General features: G+C 34.6%; 10 protein-coding genes and 7 pseudogenes. 10 read left to right on the top strand and 7 right to left on the bottom strand.

Annotated features, from left to right (window positions below):
• Positions 1-1,165 (bottom strand): annotated as a pseudogene (locus ABLV95_RS11300) (2-keto-3-deoxygluconate permease).
• Positions 1,166-1,188: 23 nt separating this feature from the next.
• Positions 1,189-2,321, bottom strand: a pseudogene (locus ABLV95_RS11295) (glycerate kinase).
• Positions 2,322-2,454: 133 nt separating this feature from the next.
• Here ABLV95_RS11295 and ABLV95_RS11290 point away from each other — a divergent pair.
• The 4 genes from ABLV95_RS11290 to ABLV95_RS11275 all read left to right on the top strand — a co-directional run bounded on the left by ABLV95_RS11290 (position 2,455) and on the right by ABLV95_RS11275 (position 8,647).
• Positions 2,455-3,534 (top strand): CdaR family transcriptional regulator, encoded by a 1,080-nt coding sequence (locus tag ABLV95_RS11290; RefSeq protein ID WP_069833091.1) that lies wholly within the window; start codon positions 2,455-2,457, stop codon positions 3,532-3,534.
• 1,104 nt (positions 3,535-4,638) lie between these two features.
• On the top strand, positions 4,639-7,272 hold the full coding sequence (gene ppdK / locus ABLV95_RS11285) for a pyruvate, phosphate dikinase (protein ID WP_460875717.1): 2,634 nt from the start codon (positions 4,639-4,641) through the stop codon (positions 7,270-7,272).
• Entirely contained in the window at positions 7,265-8,080 is an 816-nt protein-coding gene (locus ABLV95_RS11280) for a pyruvate, water dikinase regulatory protein (RefSeq protein ID WP_427706047.1), read from the top strand. The genes ppdK and ABLV95_RS11280 overlap by 8 nt, the downstream gene beginning before the upstream one ends.
• Positions 8,081-8,233: 153 nt before the next feature.
• Complete coding sequence (locus tag ABLV95_RS11275) at positions 8,234-8,647, top strand: VOC family protein (RefSeq protein ID WP_427706049.1); 414 nt, start codon at positions 8,234-8,236, stop codon at positions 8,645-8,647.
• A 49-nt stretch (positions 8,648-8,696) separates the two neighbouring features.
• On the opposite strand, the gene ABLV95_RS11270 is transcribed toward ABLV95_RS11275, so the two are convergent.
• The 4 genes from ABLV95_RS11270 to ABLV95_RS11255 all read right to left on the bottom strand — a co-directional run bounded on the left by ABLV95_RS11270 (position 8,697) and on the right by ABLV95_RS11255 (position 10,701).
• Positions 8,697-9,209, bottom strand: coding sequence for a hypothetical protein (locus ABLV95_RS11270; RefSeq protein WP_427706051.1), 513 nt, complete (start codon positions 9,207-9,209; stop codon positions 8,697-8,699).
• Positions 9,199-9,726, bottom strand: a complete 528-nt coding sequence (locus tag ABLV95_RS11265) for a hypothetical protein (RefSeq protein ID WP_427706053.1) — start codon at positions 9,724-9,726, stop codon at positions 9,199-9,201. Before ABLV95_RS11265 ends, ABLV95_RS11270 begins: the two co-directional genes overlap by 11 nt.
• Positions 9,719-9,919, bottom strand: coding sequence for a helix-turn-helix transcriptional regulator (locus tag ABLV95_RS11260; RefSeq protein WP_069816558.1), 201 nt, complete (start codon positions 9,917-9,919; stop codon positions 9,719-9,721). Before ABLV95_RS11260 ends, ABLV95_RS11265 begins: the two co-directional genes overlap by 8 nt.
• A gap of 236 nt (positions 9,920-10,155) precedes the next feature.
• The gene (locus tag ABLV95_RS11255; protein ID WP_427706055.1) at positions 10,156-10,701 is read right to left on the bottom strand and encodes a helix-turn-helix domain-containing protein; all 546 of its coding nucleotides are present in this window, start codon (positions 10,699-10,701) and stop codon (positions 10,156-10,158) included.
• A gap of 84 nt (positions 10,702-10,785) precedes the next feature.
• Between ABLV95_RS11255 and ABLV95_RS11250 the strand changes: the two are divergent.
• From ABLV95_RS11250 to ABLV95_RS11225, 6 genes and pseudogenes are all read left to right on the top strand, one after another.
• Positions 10,786-11,980 (top strand): annotated as a pseudogene (locus tag ABLV95_RS11250) (CynX/NimT family MFS transporter).
• Positions 11,981-12,207: 227 nt separating this feature from the next.
• Entirely contained in the window at positions 12,208-13,692 is a 1,485-nt protein-coding gene (gene cls, locus ABLV95_RS11245; RefSeq protein ID WP_460875715.1) for a cardiolipin synthase, read from the top strand.
• 175 nt (positions 13,693-13,867) lie between these two features.
• A complete protein-coding gene (locus ABLV95_RS11240) occupies positions 13,868-15,253 on the top strand; it encodes a MocR-like transcriptional regulator GabR (protein WP_427706061.1) in 1,386 nt (461 codons plus the stop codon).
• A gap of 107 nt (positions 15,254-15,360) precedes the next feature.
• Positions 15,361-16,678, top strand: a pseudogene (gene gabT, locus ABLV95_RS11235) (4-aminobutyrate--2-oxoglutarate transaminase).
• A gap of 87 nt (positions 16,679-16,765) precedes the next feature.
• A pseudogene (locus ABLV95_RS11230) lies at positions 16,766-18,147 on the top strand (NAD-dependent succinate-semialdehyde dehydrogenase).
• 165 nt (positions 18,148-18,312) lie between these two features.
• Positions 18,313-19,696, top strand: a pseudogene (locus tag ABLV95_RS11225) (APC family permease).
• 113 nt (positions 19,697-19,809) lie between these two features.
• On the opposite strand, the pseudogene ABLV95_RS11220 reads toward ABLV95_RS11225, so the two are convergent.
• A pseudogene (locus tag ABLV95_RS11220) lies at positions 19,810-20,819 on the bottom strand (PTS transporter subunit IIC).
• Between the last annotated feature and the right edge of the window lie 174 nt (positions 20,820-20,993).

Genomic DNA, 20,993 nt, shown 5'->3' with positions numbered 1-20,993 from the left:
TTAGTCCTCCTTCTTATTTAAAGCGCTTTCATAATCGGCCGTATTTGTGACTTGTTTTACCTTAGAAAATGCTTTGTGATTGGTTTTGAAATGTTCTTGGGTGCCATCAATGCCTTTGCGCTTCTGGTATTTATCTACCATGATAACAGCAATTGGACATAAAATCGCCGTAGTAATAGCAGAAACTGAAATTTGAGCTGTCGCGATAGGTGCTACTTTTTCTATCATAGCAAATTCACTTTGACTCAAATTACCACTAGCTAAAGCAGTTGAGGCAGCTGCGACAACCGCAGCAGGTGTGGAAACGGCGTTACCCGCAGTAGAAGATTCTGAAATAGGGCCTATGACACTTTTTTCTTTAAAGAGTTTGAAAGCAATGACGCCAGTCACAGTAGTACAGACAAATGTAAGCAATGCTAATGTGAGGCCACCAGATAATACTGAGAAATTAAAGAATTCGGCTAAATTCATTCCTGCTCCTAATGAAAAGGCGAAGAAAGGAATGAGTAATGATTCTCCCGGTCGTAAAAATTCTGCGATTTTAGGATCTAAGTTACCTAAGAGCATGCCTATTGCGAGTGGTAATAACACAGAAACGAAAGAAATGACTGGAAAATTTGTACCGATAAAGCCTAAAGAAATTAATGTAAGTAAAGGGCCATCATTGATAGCTAATATAGATAAACCACCAATATCAGAGCGGTTGCCATAGGCACTTGTTAGAGCAAGCATACATACCGCTGTTACTATTGGTCATTGCCGCAATAATTGCGATTGTAGATAAACCAAATAACCCTGTCCATGGATCGAAAATAGCTCCAAGTAAAAGACCAACGCCTAAACCTGAAAAATATTTCGTTGATGTTAATATCATACCTTTTTTCAATGCTTTGCCACCAATTTTTAAGTTCATTTGGCTTCCCACACAAAAGATAAATAGTGCTATTAACACGAGTGCGCTATCTTTAAATAAATCCTGAGAAAATCCCCCAATTTGCAACATCTCATAATGTCCTTCTTCAGTCTTTGGAGCGCCTAAAAATTTTAAACCATTCGTAATAAAATTCAAATGTAATTGATCAATCGTGTTGATTGCGGCGCCTAATAATAATGGAACAACCATCAAGCCACCAGGTACTTTTTCAATCGTATCTTTAATTCTCATAACGAAACATCCCCTTAATTATGCTAGTGGTTATGGAAAAATGTTCTTATGATGTTCTTCGTTGTTTTTTTTATTAATTTTTCCGAATTTGCTATTGTTTCTGCTAGTGACAAAGGACCATCGGTTAAACTAAAAGCACTTACTACACCTACCTCATCAAATTGTTCTATGTCAATTTCAACAGAACCTCCAATAAAGATGACAGGGACATCAAATTGTTTCGCACATTTTGCGATGCCCATAGGTGTCTTACCATAAAAAGTTTGGAAATCAATTTTGCCTTCTCCAGTAATAACTAAATCTGCATTTGGTAAAAGCTGTTCTAATTGCGTATGTTTTATTACTACTTGAATACCATCTTCAAAATGACTAGGTAAAAATGCTTTGAAGGCGCCACCTAGTCCGCCAGCTGCACCAGCTCCTGGCAAATCATGAAGGCTAATATGCGTACTAGCTTCTACAAGATTTGCCCAATGCGTGAGATTGGCATCAAGTTGTTTAATATTATCTTCTGTGGCACCTTTTTGTTCACCAAAAACATATGAAGCGCCATCAGGACCTATTAAAGGATTTTGAACATCCGTCGCAATAATAAATTCACACTGTTTAATTCTAGCGTCAAAATGGGTTAAGTCTATTTGCTTAATATGTTGCAACGCACCTCCTCCAAAGGCGATAGCTTCGCCATTTTCATCTAATAATCTGACGCCTAATGCTTGCAACATACCAAGCACCAAGCATCATTTGTCGCAGAGCCGCCAATAGCTAAAATGAATTTTTTGTAACCTTTATTTAAGGCGTTATAAATTAATTCACCTGTACCATAAGTCGTTGTTGTCATTGCATTTAAAGTATCGTCAGTTAAGTGTCTTAGTCCAGAAGCTTCCGCCATTTCAATCACGCATGTGTCATCATCGAGTACACCATATTGCGCAGTTACATGATTTCCAAGAGGACCTGTTACTGAAACGGTATGAAAGCTTCCGTTAGTGGCATTCACTAGTGCTTCCATCGTACCTTCACCGCCATCACCAACGGGTAAAGCGTGTATGTCAGCTTGTGGATATGCTTCTGTAATGCTGTCTGCCATATATTTTGAGACTTGGGTTGCTGTCATACTCCCTTTAAATGAATCTGGTGCTAAAATGATTTTCACTTGAGGTTCCTCCTTTGTAAACGCTTTCTTTTGATTGTTATTTCATTGTATCGATTTTATTTTATTGAAAATAGAGTTAAACTATACAAATATAAATCTATAATTTTGTATAAAAATGATAAGTGGTGAAATTATGAATATACTTACAGAAGAAATGGCAACATTAATTGTAGAAGAAACAGCTAAAAGAACACAGAGTAATATTAATATCATGAATTTTAACGGGGAAATCATAGCCTCATTTGATAAAAAACGTGTAGGGACAATTCATGAAGGCGCACGTAAAGTGTTAGAACGAGAAGAGACAGTCATATTATCAAAGGAAGATAGTGCGACATTAGAAGGAACACAACCAGGCGTGAATTTACCGATTATTTTTCAAGATAATATCGTTGGTGTGATTGGTATAACAGGTGATCCTGAAAAACTTACACATGTATCGGATTTAGTGAAAATGTCTACGGAATTATTGCTATATCAAAATTATTTTACATATGAATTAGAAGGAAATATACGTAGTCAGGAGTTATTTATTGAAGAATTGCTGAAAAGTGAACCGTCTAAATCTTTTATTCAACATTTGGGCAATCAGCTTAATACGCATTTATTAACATTTGGCAAATGCATTATCATCAATATAGAAAAACAAATATTTTCTAGGAACAGCATTGTGCGTACATTAGCAAGTAAGATTGACCCTAGTTCTTTTGTCATTGCGTTTACAAATCATAACCGTATCGTAATTCTTGCTACTGATGAAGAACAGTGCGCATTAGATGTGAAAATAAATAGAATTCACCAAATGTTTAAAAGCTTACAATTGGAAGTGCATATGACCTCAAGCCTTATATTTACAAATTTAAACGATTTTAAAAAAGCGTATGAAGAATGTGAGCTTGTATTTATGTTAAATGAGCAATCAGCACCACTCGTATCATTTGAAGAAGTAGAAGAAAAAACGTTGTTATATCAAATAGACAGGGAAATTAGAGAAAGATTCAAAAAAAGAATATTAGGGGATTTAGATGAGCAAAGTATTGCAACATTGAAAATATTTTTTAACAACAATTTGAATATTTCTCAAACAGCAAAGCACTTATATATTCATAGAAATACGCTGTTGTATAGATTAGAAAAATGTAAAACAGTTACAGGCTTGAACCCTAAAAAGTATTCTGAGGCATTGAAATTGCAAATTGCGATGTGGTGTTAAAGCGAGAATAGATAGGTGTGATTTGAAAAACAAATGATTATAAAATTTAGAATTTTGATATTTGTCATGATTGAATTTTCAAATTGTAACGGGTATAAAATATTAGAACTTCAATTTTTAGAAAATTATTAAAAACTACTTTACAAATTACACGAACGACAATATAATAAAATTAAGTTATTGCTAAATAATTCTATAAAATAAATAACGAAAATCTTTATAGATGCAAAACGTTTTGTTTTCAGTTTGAAATTTTGTTTGGAAATGGTGCCATTATTGAGTTGTTAAGTAATAACTCACATCAATGTGTCATTGGTGTATTTCGAGATGAAGGAGCGTGAACAAGATGTAAGCGAAATAAAAGTTATTGTTTAGAAAAGTATTTGCAAAGCACGAAGTTATAAAATAAGTATTACACTACAGAGGAAGTAGCACCTTATTTTCAACTTAAAAGTTGAGCATATTCAAAACTAATAATTTCCACCTTTGTTACTCGCGACATAATTCAATTGCAAGTATACCTCTTTATCACTTTATCAAATGATTATATATTAAATATTCACCTACTTTAAAGCAGACCTTTGTTCTGTAACATGTCATTTTGAATGATTGTAAATGCCACAAGTTATAAATGTTATATTGTTTATATAGCACAAATCTATCTATTTAACTCACTTAATCTTTTAACATTTATCAATGAATAGAACCAGTTTATATCAAATGAAAATATTAAATAGATTAACTGTGCGTTTTATGATTGATAGAAATATAACATTTCATTGATGGTGATATGAAAACTACCTATGAAGCGGGTACCTTATATTGTAGCATCATAGTTGCATAGTAAATTAAATGATATCTTACATTCAAATATGACGATAAACTGGTGAACATAAGAAGCTCCAAGCAATGCATTAATAATGATTGCTTGGGCTTTTTTTATGTTTTAAGCAACTAGCATGCGTTTAAATTGGATGAATTTGTAATAAAGAAAAAATAAATATATTTTCCAAATTTTCAAATATTATAGTTGTTTTTTGGGTTTTAATATGACATACTCAATAACAATTAGTATAACGTATTTAAAAATAGGGGTGATTTAGTATGACAAAATATATTTATGCATTTGACGAAGGTCAAAAATCAATGAAAGATTTACTAGGTGGCAAAGGGGCCAATTTAGCTGAAATGAAACGCTTAGGGCTACCTGTTCCAGATGGTTTCACACTTACAACTGAAGCTTGTATTGAATACTTGAAACATGGTTCTAAAGTGCCTGAAGCATTATCAGAACAATTAAATAGTCAATTGGAAGCATTTTCTCAACGTACAGAAAAATCATTTTCATCTGAGGAGCAATTATTACTTGTTTCAGTACGTAGTGGAGCAAAAATATCTATGCCCGGTATGATGGACACAATTTTAAACTTAGGGCTAAATGATGATAATGTGAAAAAATTGGCAGCGAAAACAAATGATGCTCGTTTTGCTTATGACTGTTATCGTAGATTGTTACAAATGTTTGGTGAGGTTGTATATGGCATACCAATGAATGCATTTGATACATATTTTAATGCTTATAAAACGCAACATGATTATCAAAATGATGCTGATATTCCAGCAGAAGGGTTACAAGAAATTTGTGAACATTTTAAAGGTGTATATTTAGATGAAGTATACAAACCATTTCCACAAGCACCATTTGATCAACTAACAGAAGCAATTGAAGCAGTGTTCAAATCGTGGGATAACGACCGTGCTCGAGTTTATCGTGAATTAAATGAAATTCCACATGATATAGGTACTGCAGTTAATATTCAAGAAATGGTATTTGGCAATAGTGGCGAACGCAGTGGAACAGGTGTTGCGTTTACACGTAATCCTGTCACTGGAGAAGCGAAATTATTTGGAGAATATTTATTAAATGCACAAGGTGAAGATGTAGTAGCCGGTATACGTACACCTAAAGATATTGAATCGTTAAAAGATCAAATGCCACATGTACATCAACAATTTGTAGATGTATCGCAACGCTTAGAGACACATTATAAAGATATGCAAGATATAGAATTCACGATTGAGAATGAACAACTCTATATTTTACAAACGCGTAATGGTAAACGTACAGCAAATGCGGCAATTCACATTGCAGTAGATTTAGTTGAAGAAGGTGTAATTACAAAAGAAGAAGCTGTGATGAATGTCGAAGTAAAATCGATTGATCAATTATTGCATCCAAATTTTGATAAAACAGCACTCGAACACGCTTCAGTTATTTCTAAATTAGGATTGCCAGCCAGTCCGGGTGCGGCGAGTGGAAAAATTGTCTTTTCAGCAGAAACAGCTAAAATGCAATTTGAACAAGGTGAAAGGGTTATTTTAATGCGCCCTGAAACCTCCCCTGAAGACATTGAAGGTATGGTCGCAAGTGAAGCAATTGTAACGACGCATGGCGGAATGACTTCTCATGCGGCAGTTGTTGCACGTGGTATGGGTAAATGCTGTGTTACAGGTTGCTCAGATTTAGAAATTAATGTTGTCGATAAAGTTGTAAATTATCCTGGTGGCACATTGCATGAAGGCGATATGATATCTGTTGATGGCGCTCAAGGAGATATCTATGTTGGAGAAGTTGAAACAATGAAAGCAGAAAGAAGTGAGGCTTTCGAACAGTTTATGGAATGGTCTGATGGTGTAGCAAGATTAGATGTACGTATGAATGCGGAAACACCTCAAGATATTCAAGCTGGCTATCAATTTGGGTCAAAAGGCATTGGGCTTGTACGTACAGAGCATATGTTCTTTGGACCTGAACGTCTCATTGAAATGCGCCGTTTCATTCTCTCAGATACACAAGATAAACGTATCGCAGCTTTAAATGAAATTAAACAATATCAAACAGCAGATTTTGAAGAAATATTAAAACTATCTGGAGAACGTCCGACAATTATTCGTTTGTTGGATCCACCACTACATGAATTTTTACCAAAATCAACGGAAGAAAAATCATCTGTTGTTGGGCAATTAAATGTATCAGTAAAAACATTAGAACAATATATAGAAAATTTAAACGAAGTGAATCCAATGCTCGGTCATAGAGGTTGTCGTTTAGCTATTACTTACCCTGAACTCTATGTGATGCAAGTAGAAGCGATTATGGAAAGTGCATTAAGATTAAAAGCACAAGGTATTGATTGCCAACCAGAAATCATGATACCGCTTGTTTCAACAGTTGCAGAATTTACGACATTAAAGACACAAATTACTGAACGTATTGAATCATTACAGCAAGAAGCGGGAGAATCTGTAAATTACCTCATAGGTACAATGATTGAAACACCGCGTGCTTGTCTAATTGCAGGAGACTTAGCAAAAGAATGTGATTTCTTTAGCTTTGGTACGAATGATTTAACACAGTTAACATTTGGTTTTTCACGTGATGATGCTGGGAAATTTATTGGTGCATATTCTGAACAAGGCATCTTAGATATTGATCCTTTCCAAACATTAGATGTAGAAGGGGTAGGACAATTAGTTAAAGTAGCAACGGAACAAGCGAAAGCTGCAAATCCAACACTTAAGATTGGAGTGTGTGGTGAACTTGGCGGTGACCATAAATCAATACAATACTTTAATAATTTAGATATCGATTATGTCTCATGCTCTCCATATAGAGTTCCAGGCGCATTGCTTTCTACTGCACAAAGTGAAGTTGAAGGTGGTCGATTACGTGTTTAATGATACACAGACACCACAACTCACTTTGTTCGTGGTATCAGATTCAATTGGTGAAACTGCACAACGCATGATTCATGCCACGTTAACTCAGTTTCCAGAAGTATCACAAATAGAGATTAAGAAATTTCCATTTATTAAAAGTGAAACAGAATTAATCAATGTTTTGAAACGAGCAAAAGAACGTAGGGCAGTCGTCGTTACGACGTTAGTGAACCCAGAATTTAATATAGTAGGTCAAAAGTATGCACAAAATGAACAAATACCTTATGTCGACTATATGTCAGATTTAATAGGGATTATTCAGCAACTTACGAATTGTTCACCTAGTCATGAAAGTGGCGCTTTACGCAAATTGGATGAAAACTATTTTAAAAGAATTGAAGCGATGGAATACTCAGTGAAATACGATGATGGTAAACATTTTACTGATATCGGCGAAGCAGATGCGCTCATCGTTGGGGTTTCTCGAACATCAAAGACACCTTTGAGCATGTATTTAGCGAATAAGGGTTATAAAGTAGCGAATATTCCTTTAGTGCCAGAAGTTGATATACCAGATGAAGTCTTTAAATATAAGAAGTTGAAAGTATTTGGTCTAACTGCTAGTCCTAATTACATTTTGAATATTCGTAATGAACGTGTAAAAGTTTTAGGATTACATGGACCTACAAATTACAATAGTATTGAACGTATCAGACAAGAACTCGTATATGCGGAAGAAATTTTTGAAAAATTAAACGCGACGGTGATTAATACAGAATATAAATCTATTGAAGAATCTGCATTTTATATTGAAAAATTCTTGTAATAATATCTAATATTCTAGATTTTATAATCGTGTTTCAAAGATCATGAAATATTTAAGACCTAAGGCAGTGTCTGTTTATAAAAAGTGGCGACTAGTTATGTGCGAGAATGGGTACAGTTAAAGTGATATAAAATTTTAATAAGGAGTGTCACTATGCTCAAAACAGTAATACCTTACTTGTTTTTTAACGGCACGTGTAAAGAGGCGTTAGGTTTTTACAGTGAAATATTAGGCGGAACAGCTAAAGGAATGATGACTTATGGTGAAGCGAATGAGGCAGTTGCAGATGATCCAAATAGAATTATTCATAGTCAACTAGAGGTAGATGGTCAATTATTTATGCTGTCTGATATACCTAAAGATGATGAGGCTATGTTACAAGATCGCAATGTTTATATCGTGTTAGAATTTGAAAATGAATCGGACATTGAAGATGCTTATAACAGTCTTAAAGAGGGTGGAGAGGTACAGATGGAACTAGCAGATATGTTCTGGGGTGCCAAGTACGCTAAACTTGTAGATAAATATGATATTGGTTGGGATTTAAGTTATACATTTCCATCATAATAAAACTAAAGAACCACGTGCTCAATTATGAGTACGTGGTCCTTTAGTTTTATTTATCCATATAAGCACGTGTAACCTTTCTACGACCAAGGGTATAAACAAATAAACCAGCTATAATGCCACATCCAATAGAAATGAATAGGTTAATCAGCATATCGGATTTCTCAGGAACACCACTATGTATAATAAAGGGTAGAATATATTGATTAAAGTTTGCAATCAAGAACATCATAACAGCAAAAATATAACTCCCATTACGCACTTTCTTCATTTCTTTTGTCCATGCTTCCTCTGAATAAGCCTCTACTTCATCTATTTTTTTGCTTCTAATAGCGATGGTCATAATTAGAGATAGTATCATAATTAAAGCAAAACCTAACATGCCTATGATAGGTATACGGTGTAAGTAAAATTCTATCCATATATCTGCTATAGAAATAATCATGATGCCCCAAAATAACCACATGAAATATTTGGCATATTCATGAAGTAATTGTTGTCTTTCATATTCATCAGTAAACCTGAAGTTAGGAATTAAATGAAGTAACTTGTTATTTTCCATCATACGTCTCCTTTTGATCAATAAGTTTTACACGTGAATCTTTAGCAATCGTGAATACTGCAATAACGATTACAGGGAAAAATGTATTTAAGTCAGTTAGACGTTCCATATTTAATGCATTTCCCGCAAGCATTGGAGCAATGACTGAGTTAACGAGTAATATATAAGTTATTGCTACAATAAGAAATATAATTCTCTTGTTACGTGAATTTTTTAATGTTCGATGGTACGTTTCTTTGTCAGTTACTTCTATTGAAATAGCATCTGCTGCAAAATGACTCATAGACATTCTGCATGCCAATATAATTATAAATATGATACCGCCTATACTAAAAGGTGAAATAAACGAACGCTCAATATCAAAAAATATAGATAAGTAAAGTAAAGCTAAGAATATGTATAGTGAAATAATTGAAAGTTTAGCAAGCAATTTGTCAATTTCATGTCTTTGATATTCATCAGGAGCGTTCATTGTTCCCGCAAAGCTTTGATAGAGGCTTTTATCTTTGTTATTCATTATTATCATCCTCCCAAAACAAGTCGTTTAAGGTGACACCTAACGCTTTAGCAATCTTTATACATAAATTAAGCGAGGGATTATATTTATCGTTTTCAATCATATTAATGGTTTGGCGTGATACTTCTACTGAACGTGCAAGCGTGAGTTGTGAAATATCTTTAGCAGTACGAAAGCTTTTAACTTTATTCATAATAGATTTACTACCCTTCTTTAGTGTCAAATATATATTACATGTACAATATATCTGACATAAAAGTATGTGTCAAATATACACGACACTTCAAGTTATTTAAGATTATGAAATCTTTATGATGAAACGCCTAAGGAATCAACACGAGTCTAAAATATTTTGAATACAAAATGAGCCATTAGATTTCTGCTAGGAGATTAATGGCTCATAATATTATGATGATTAAAGTGAATGGTTTATTGATAATGAATCGTTGCGGTAAATACAACAGGTTCATCAGTTAGATTAAAGTAACGATGAGGCACGTCACTATTGAAGCGGAAGGCTTGATTACTATTGATTGTATACATTGTTGTATCGACTTCTATTTTTAACTGGCCTTTGTTAACAATAATATATTCTTCAGACTCAGTATGGTGAGGTTCAGAAAGCATCTTGCCTCCTGCTTGTATCTCCATTTTAAACATTTCAAATTTTTTATTATCGTCGTAAGGAAAATAAGGATAAATAGCTATTTGTTCATCGATGATAGGGATGATATCTGATTCATCAATAAAGTCAACGCTATCATTATTCATCGCGGTTAATTGAGACAACGATAAATGTAACCCATTTGCGATTTTCCATAACGTTGTAATCGTTGGATTAGAAGTGCCTTTTTCAATTTGGCTCAGCATGTTTTTACTCACACCAGTTGCAGTTGCAACCTTATCTAAACTGAGGTTGTGTTTTTTTCGGTAGTCAGATAAATTTCTGGCTACTATATTCTGAATATTATACAAGTGAATCCTCCTATTTACAATATAACGTACATATCGTACCATATATTGTGTTGTTTTAAAATAAAGTGAGCAAGGCGGTACAATATGGAAAAGTATAGAACCACAAAACCATTTAATTGGTTATTATTTATAGGAATCTTATTGGTAGGGGCTAACTTAAGAGCGCCGATCACATCTATTGGTGTTGCGTTACCTGACATTAAGATGGATTTAGCGATGTCTAATAGTGCGGTCAGTGTCATAACAGTTGTGCCATTATTGGCATTCTCTGTGATTTCATTATTTGTTGCTCGAACAAGTAATAAAATGGGATTAGAAAAAACAATTTTCTTAGCACTTTGTTTAATCTTTATTGGTGTCCTTGTCAGATCAATTACGGACATTTCATGGTTATATATAGGAACAGTGCTGATAGGTATTGGTATCGGGTTTGGTAATGTACTGGCACCAGCAATGATTAAGGCGAAATTCCCACTACATATCGGTATTATGACAGGTTACTATACCGTTGTAATGAATGTGTTTGGTGGCTTATCCTCATATGGAACAGCGCCTTTAGTAAAGGCATTTAACTATAATATTGCTATCAGTGTTATAGGAATCATCACACTGATAACAATCATTATATGGTCATTTCAATTAAAAGGAACACAAGAAACTGCAACAGCTTTACCTCGGAAAAGTGTAAATGTGTGGAAATCTCCATTAGCATGGCAAATTACGATACTCATGGGAGGACAATCACTTATATTCTATTCATTGATTAATTGGCTGCCGGCTTATTTATCTCATAGTGGCATGTCTATTAATGAGGCAGGCGCATATTTATCTATAATGCAGATAGCCATTATTCCATTTACTTTCATTACACCTATATTTGCAACTAAAATGAAATCGCAATTCTTATTAACCTTTATTACAGGGATATGTTTTATTGTGGGTGTGACAATTATGCTAGTTGTGCCACATCTAGCAATCATTTCTACTATTTTAATTGGCGTTGCGGGTGGTCTCGCGTTTGGCTTAGTGAATACATTCTTTAGTTTAAGAACGGAGCATATTCAAACATCAGCAAAGCTTTCTGGGATGGCTCAGGCAGTAGGCTATCTTGTTGCGAGCAATAGGTCCGTTATTATTTGGTATCTTGCATGATATGACCGGTGAATGGACTGCTTCTCTAAGTATTTTATTAATTACTGCGATTGTTATAACATTGTTCGGCTCACAAGCGGGACGTAACCGTACAATTGAACAATCAAGCACAATCAAAAATAAATAGTTCGAAAATAAGGTGGCATATATTTCATAAATTAAATGAAATATATTTAAAATGGTAAAAATACTCATAATAGAATATAATTGAAATGATTATATCTATTGAAATATTCTTTGTTGAACGTTATTATTTATGACATTCAATTTATATGAGAATAAAATGAAAAGTTTAATACAACAGTTAATTTTTAAATAACAATTTTTATAAAAGTGAAGTAGTGGGGTGATTTTATGCAATTAATGTTTGATACAGGTATAAGTCCAATATTTAGAGGCGTGCTAATCTTCTTCTATCTGATTAATATTGTGTTAGCTTTCCTTATCGTATTTTTAGACAGAGATAGAAGAGATGCGACTGCAACTTGGGCATGGCTATTCTTATTATTCGTTATGCCGATTTTAGGATTTATTGTATATATATTTTTTGGGCGTGCAGTTAGGAAAAAACGCGAACGTGGGTTTGAACATAATCAAATTGAAGACGGTTTGAAAAGGTTACAGTCTCAACTTCAAGATGATACAAACAGAATTAGTGATTCGAAAAATGCTATTGTAAGAAAGCACGCAGACCTTGCTAATGCGTTGTTAACTAAAGAACAATCTTTTTTAAGTAATAATAATAATATCGATATTTATACAGATGGTCATGATTTGTATGACCAAATGAAAAAAGATTTACGCAATGCTAAGCGCTATATTCATATGGAATATTACGTTTTGAAATTAGACGGCTTAGGTACTGAAATTATTGAAATATTAGAAGAAAAAGCCGCAGAAGGTTTAGAGGTCAAACTACTTTATGATGCGGTGGGTTCTAAATCGGTACATAATTCTAATTTTAAAAAGTTTCAGTCAGAGGGCGGACAAGTCGAAGCATTTTTCAAATCTAAAGTCCCTTTTATAAATTTTAGAGTAAATAACCGAAATCACCGTAAAATTGTAATTATTGATGGACAGACAGGTTATGTAGGTGGTTTCAACATAGGTGACGAATATTTAGGTTTAAACAAGAAGTTTGGCTATTGGAGAGATACGCACTTAAGAGTGAGAGGCGACGGTGTGGATGCGTTGCAATTGAGTTTTATACATGATTGGAACTCGCAAGCTAAACGTGAACAGCTAGAGTATAACGAAAAATATTTCCCAGACAATGCCTATCAAGGTGGCAACGTGTCTATGCAACTGGCTGCCAGTGCGCCGAGTGATAATTGGCATCAAATTGAATTTGGATATATGAAGATGATTATGAATGCTAAAAAATCTATTTATATGCACACTCCTTATTTTATACCGGATAAAGGTTTTATTAATGCCTTGCGTATTGCCGCGAAATCAGGCGTCGAGGTTCATTTGATTATACCATGTAAACCTGATCATATATTTGTATATTGGGCGACAATCACAAGCGTGGCACAGCTAATTAAAGATGGTGTGAAAGTGTACACATATGAAGATGGGTTTATCCATTCTAAAATGATCATGATTGATGAAGAAGTATCGAGCGTGGGTACTGCAAATATGGACGTCCGTAGCTTTGAATTAAACTTTGAAATTAATGCGTTTATGTATGACACACAAATCGCGGAACAATTAAAAGCAACATTCATTGAAGATCTTAAAGTTTCAAAAGAACTCACAGAAGAACGTTACGAACAGCGTTCACATTGGATTAAGTTTAAGCAGTCTATTGCTAAATTAGCATCTCCAATTTTATAAGATTTGATTCTAATGTTTGATAATTCCTTACGTAAAATCAATACCAACAGCGGTAGTTAACCTAATGGTGGCTACCGTTGTTTTTTAAATCAAAATAGAAAAATGATTTCATTAGTATAGTAGACTGAATCACGTGTATAATAAACGAATTATAATATAGCGAAGGGGTGTAATTATGCAACGGGACACAGAACAATATATCTATAGACAGTTATATAATCGCTTAAAAGATGATATACTCGCATTCAAATATGAAAGTCATGAAAAAATCCCTTCAAAAAGAGATATGGCAAAGCATCTTAATGTGAGTGTGAACAGTGTGAAATCAGCCTACGAGCAGTTATTAGCTGAAGGTTACATTTATACAAAGGAACGAAAAGGTTATTTTATAGAACCGTTAGATAAATTAATTATAGACCCTGACGCTCAGATTTCATTAGATGGTCACGAGCAAACAACTCGAACTACATTTGATTACTCTTTTTCCCATATGAGTACAGATATATCAGAATTTCCAGTGGATACATGGGCAAAGTTAACAAAGCGTGTATTCCAAGATTATGATTATTATTTATCGACCATTCCGCATGTGAAAGGCCCAATAGAACTTAGACAATCTATTGCGAAACTCGTGTCATATCAAAGAGGAATCCAATGTCATCCTGAACAAATCGTTATAGGATCAGGAACGAATACTTTATTGATGCAGTTAATTCAATTAATGGAAAAAAACGTAACGATTGCTGTAGAAAATCCTGGTTATTCCCGTTTTAGAACATTACTTAATCAAACCAATACATCAACCACAGCAATAGAATTAGATCATAAAGGTATATCTATAGACCAACTCAAACAAGCGCAACCTAATGCTGTTATCGTAACACCATCTCATCAGTTTCCTATGGGTACTATTATGCCTGTCTCAAGACGAATCGATTTATTAAACTGGGCAAGCCAAACGCATAGTTATGTTATAGAAGATGACTACGATAGTGAGTTTAAGTATGAAACAGACAATATACCGTCATTGTTTAGTTTTGATAAAAATGACAGTGTGATTTACTTGGGCACTTTTTCCAAAACATTAATGCCAGGTTTACGTATGAGTTATATGATTTTACCATCAAAATTGATTAAGCAGTTTGAATTACAAAATGACAATATGATACCAGACTTTTCTATGTTGAATGCATTAACACTCAATTTAATGATTAAAGAAGGGCATTACGAAAAATATATTAAAAAAATGCATCAACTATATGGAAAAAGAAGATCTCTATTAATCGAACATTTAGAAAATGTTTTTAAAGATGATATTCAAATAAAAGATACACGTGCAGGTTTACACTTCATCATAGAAGTAACTTCTCCTTATACATATGCAGAAATTGAAACACGTGCAAAAGTACAAAAATTAGAACTCTATACCATAAAACGCTTTTCCGTAAAAACATTTCAAAAGAATGAAGCAGTTAAAATATTAATAATTGGTTTCTCGAAAATTGAACAATCACAGATACCTGAAGCTGTAAATCGTTTGAAACAAGTTCTTTCTGACTAAACTGGTACCATTAGTTTGTTCAAACTGGGTCTTTACATAAGACCAATAATGACTTAAATTTCTAGACAACCATAAATCTTTTTTAATAAGCATGAGGAGGTTTTTTTATGTCAGATCAATTTGAGTATTTTAAAGAAAAAAGAGAAAAATATGTAGCACGTGGTGTGAGTAACGGAAATTTGCATGTTGCAGATAAAGCACAAGGCGCAACAATTACTGATGTAGAGGGTCGTACATTTATTGATTTTGTTGGTGCTATTGGTACGCTTAATGTCGGTCATACGCATCCAGAAATTACTAAACATTTAAAAGAAAAGCTAGATAAATTCATACATCCTGGCTTTAATGTCATGATGTATGAAAGTTACCTTAACCTAGCACAGAAATTAACAGAGATTACGCCAGGTGAATTTGCTAAAAAAGCTATTTTACTAAACTCTGGTGCTGAAGCAGTAGAAAATGCAGTGAAAATTGCTCGGAAATATACAGGAAGACAAGCAGTTGTATCATTTGTACGTGGTTTTCACGGTCGTACAAATTTAACAATGTCTATGACAAGTAAAGTGAAACCTTATAAATATGGATTCGGTCCATTTGCGCCTGAAGTTTATCAAGCACCTTATCCTAATATTTCTGAAAAATCTGAAGAATTAACGGAAGAGGCATATGTAGATCAAGTGATTCATAAATTACATGACTTCTTCATTGAAACTGTAGATCCAAGTGATGTTGCATGTATTGTCATGGAACCCGTACAAGGTGAAGGCGGATTTATTATTCCTGATCAAAAGTTTGTTGATACAGTAAAACAAATTTGTGAAGACAATGGTATCGTTTTTGTTGTAGATGAAATACAAACGGGTTTTGCAAGAACAGGTAAAACCTTTGCAATTGAACATTTTGGTATTGAACCAGACTTAATCACAGTTTCTAAATCACTTGCTGCTGGATTTCCTTTAAGTGGCGTAGTAGGTAAAGCAGAAATTATTGATAGTGCGAGCACCAGGAGAATTAGGGGGCACGTATGCAGGTAATCCATTAGCTTGTGAAGCTGCGTTAAAAGTAATCGATATTATAGAGCAAGAGCAATTAAATGATAAAGCAGAACAGCTTGGCCATAACATTGAAGAATATTTGGAAGAACTCAGTCAGTCACACAAGCAGATCGCACAGATTCGTCGACTAGGTGCTATGGTCGCTTTTGAAGTTGTAGATGCTGAAACAGGTTTACCGGATAAAGCACTAACAGGTAAAATCACACAAATTGCAAATGACAAAGGCTTATTGTTATTATCTGCAGGAATTAAAGGTAATGTTATACGCTTCTTACCGCCATTGGTAATAACCGATGCAGAACTTAACCAAGGCTTAAACATTTTAACGCATGTATTTGATGAAGTGACTTCAAATTATAGCGTCTCTTAACGAATGAAGTTCATTTTCAAAATATTAAAGGGTATAAGTTAATGATAGACATGGAGTATAAAACGTTTTTTATAAGGAGTGAAGGATATGGAACAGTTAGAAGTATATAATCCAACAACGAATGAAGTAGTTAAACGTTTAGATTACACGACGCATGAGGAGATTGATGCGCAGATAGGCCGCGCTCATCAAGCCTTTCAAGAATGGAAAAATGTAGATGCACATGAACGTGCTGGTAAATTAAACCAATGGGCTACACTTATAGATGAACACCAAGATGAACTTGCACGTCTGATCACCCTTGAGGGTGGTAAACCTTTGGCTGAAGCTCAAGGGGAAGTAGCTTATGCAAATTCTTATGTGAAATGGTATGCGGAAGAAGCGAAACGTGTCTATGGGCGTACAATTCCAGCTCATACACCTTCAAAGAAAATGGTTATAGATAAATTTCCAGTTGGTGTGGTTGGAGCAATTACACCTTGGAATTTTCCGGCAGCAATGATTACGCGTAAAATGGCACCAGCTTTAGCGACAGGATGTACAATTATTTGTAAACCAGCAGTGAAGACACCATTAACTACAATCAAATTAGTAGAACTTGCACATGAAGCGGGTATTCCGAAAGATGCGATATCTTATATTATTGCATCAGGTAAAGATGCTTGGTGATATATTTACTGGCCATGGCCAAATTAATAAAATAACGTTTACTGGATCAACAGCTGTTGGTAAAACATTAATTGAACAATCAGCACAAACGGTTAAAAATGTAACGATGGAACTTGGAGGTCTTGCACCGTTTATTGTACATAATGATGCAGATATTGAAGCAGCCGTTGATGGGACGATTGCTTCTAAGTTCAGAAATGCTGGACAAACATGTATATGTGCAAACCGTATCTTTGTACATAAAGATATAGCGGAACAATATACAGCAAGACTAACTGAAAAAGTACATGCACTCACAGTAGGTGATGGTTTAGAGGAGAAAGTTAAAATAGGTCCACTAATAGATCACAATGCTGTCGAGAAAGTGTTAACACATATTACGGATGCACAAGACAAAGGTGGTAAATTATCTCGTAGTTTAGAAGAAATCCAAGCATTAGGTGGTAATTTCTTAAAACCAGTAGTAATTTCTAATGTAGATTTGAACATGAAAGTGATGCATGAAGAAACATTTGGACCTGTGGCACCAATCATGACGTATGAAGATTTAGATGAAGTGATAGACATTGCAAATGATACTGAATTTGGGTTGGCTTCATATTTCTTCACAAATAATTATCGTACTGGATTGAAACTATTTAATGAATTAGAGTACGGCGTCATTGGATGGAACGACGGTGGTCCTTCTGCGAGCACATGCACCTTTTGGTGGTTTGAAAGAAAGTGGCTATGGTCGAGAAGGCGGCACAGAAGGAATTGAACCATATTTAGAAACTAAATATCTATCAATAGAAACTTAGCAGATGAGTTTGATTTTCAACAATTACAATATGAAATGATTTAAAAGTAAACAAAGTGCGGAAATAAAGTGATTGCAAGGTTGGAATTATCGTAATTAATTAGATGTTATTTCAGCCTTGATATATCACTTTTTGAAATTTGATGAATGATATGGGGTATGTTCAATGAAATCAGAATTTAATAAATCTATGAGTATTGTTGATGTCTTGTTTCTTGCTATCGGCGCCATGCTTGGATGGGGATGGGTCGTATTATCAGGAGAATGGGTTTCAACAGCAGGTTTTGTAGGAAGTATTATTGCATTTTTAATAGGTGGATTTTTAGTTATCGTGATAGGACTTACATATGCAGAGTTAGCTGCAGCAATTCCTGAAACAGGGGGAGGATTTGTTTTTGTGAAAAAAGCCTTTTCTCCGGGAATTGCTTTTATATCCGGCTGGTCGGTACTTTTTGGCTATGTCTCTGTAATAACATTCGAAGCGGTTGCTTTGCCAACTGTGATAGATTATGTGATTCCGTTTCAGCATCAAGGGTTATTGTGGAATATCGCAGGATGGGATGTTTATCTAACATGGGTACTCATCGGTTCTGTAGGAAGCATCATCTTAACATCACTTAATTACTTCGGCGTTAAGCCAGCAGCGATTATGCAAACAGTATTTACGATATTTATCGTTGGAGTAGGGTTGCTACTTGTGTTTGGTGCAGGGTTTAATGGTAACTTTAATAATTTACAACCATTTGAAAATGGTGTTGGTGGTACAATGTCTGTCTTAATGATGATTCCCTTCTTGTTTGTGGGATTTGACGTCATACCGCAAATAGCTGAAGAAGTAAAAGCACCGGCTAAAAAAATTGGTGGTATTTTAATATTTTCTATTATTGCGTCAGTCATATTTTATTTATTAATTGTTTTTGGTGTATCCACAGGATTATCTCCACAAGCGCTGACGACAAGTAGCTTAGCAACAGCTGATGCGATGGTCAATTTATTCGGTCATAGTGGTTTCGGTATCTTACTCGTGCTTGGTGGGGTAGCCGGTATTATTACGAGCCGGAATGCTTTCATTATTGGTGGTAGTAGAATCTTATATGCTATGGCAAAAAATAAGATGATTCCTCAATGGTTTGCTTTTATTCATCCGAAGTTTAAAACACCTACACACGGTATTTTATTCTTAGGTGTACTTGCATTTGTTGCACCATTATTAGGTAGACCAAGCACTTCAGTGGATTGTTAATGCAGGTGGCATAGGTGTTGTATTAGGTTATTTACTCGTGGCTATTTCATTCCTTAAGTTACGAAAAACACAGCCAGAGTTAGAACGCCCTTACCGTATTAAGAATGGTAAAGCAGTCGGCATAATTGCAATTGTATTAAGTGTGTTATTCTTAATCATATACTTGCCTGGCATGCCATCATCATTGGCTTGGCCATCAGAATGGTTGATTGTCTTAGTTTGGTATTTCATTGCATTTGTGCTCTATTTTACGCAAAAGAAAAATGTTGTGAGTAGTGAGCAAGTACCAGTACAAGAAGATAGGTAATATTATTTTAATATATGATAAATACAAATAAGCAGCCCAAATATAAAATTTGGGCTGCTTATTTGTGCACGCTTTTCCCGTAAGATTTGGACAAAACCACTGCTATTTAAAAATTAACTAGCGATATGGATAAGTTGATCCCCAGGTTTAATCCATTGCTTATTGAAACATAGTTTATAAAGTGAAAAACTGATTGCTCGCGGGTAAGAGGATGTGGAATACAAGGATTAACAACCAGACTTGCGGCGAACCGCCCATTGTATTGATTGTCATAATTTGTCCGATGAATCCACTTGTTCCCATACCGCGCCAGCAGCATTATTCGTCATAGGGAACAATGTTGTCATGATAGGCGCAACAATTGCACTCGCAAGCGTTGGCGGTAAGAGTATCATAGGGTGCTTAATAATATTTGGAACTTGTAACATGCTTGTACCAATCCCCATAGATAATATACCTCCCCAGCCATTGTCTTTAAAGCCATTGACTGCAAACCCAACCATTTGAGCTGCGCAACCAATTGTCGCCGCGCCAGCAGCTAAACCACTTAAATCAAGCATCAGCGCAAGTGCGGCGCTAGAAATAGGTGCTGTTAAAGCTAAACCAAAGATGACTGCTACGAGAATCCCCATTATAAATGGTTGTTGGTCAGTAGCAGCTGTTAATGATTTTGCCCAATCCAGTCATAAATTGATTGAGCGCTCGGACCAAAACTTTTCGCAATGAAACCCCCAATAATAATTGTTAGTAAGGGTGTTACAATAATATCGATTTTTGTTTTGCCCGCATATAATCTACTCAGTTCAACTACGATTAAAGTAGCAATATATGCCCCCACAGGACCACCTTCAAAAGTGGTATAACCCAATGTTCCTACAATAACACATGAAAAAATAACGAGTGGTTTTGCACCTAATCCATATGCAATTGCAACACCTATCGCCGCACCTGTCACAGACATGGCGACCTTACCAATTTCAGTTAAAAATGATAGATCTAATTGAGGCAGTAATGTTTGACTACCTATTGTATCCAAAATTAACCCGATAATTAATGACCCAAATAACCCTAAAGCCATAAAACTGAGTGCTTCTATGACCCACCTATGTAAATAATTCTTCATTTTAGTCCCCTTAATCTTTAAATAAAGTTATTTTATAAATTAAATTTAGTATATAGATATTTTTCAATGATGGCTAGTATATTTTAAGAATTAGTTTATAGTCAATATACCTTAAAATTAAATAAATGAGATTATAAAAATTCAATTAGGTTATATAGTATAAATACAGGATGT

It is taken from the genome of Staphylococcus sp. Mo2-1 (assembly GCF_046721385.1).
Lineage (GTDB): Bacteria > Bacillota > Bacilli > Staphylococcales > Staphylococcaceae > Staphylococcus > Staphylococcus equorum_A.
Note: the sequence above shows the minus strand (reverse complement) of the source record. Positions and strands in the feature narration are given on the sequence as shown.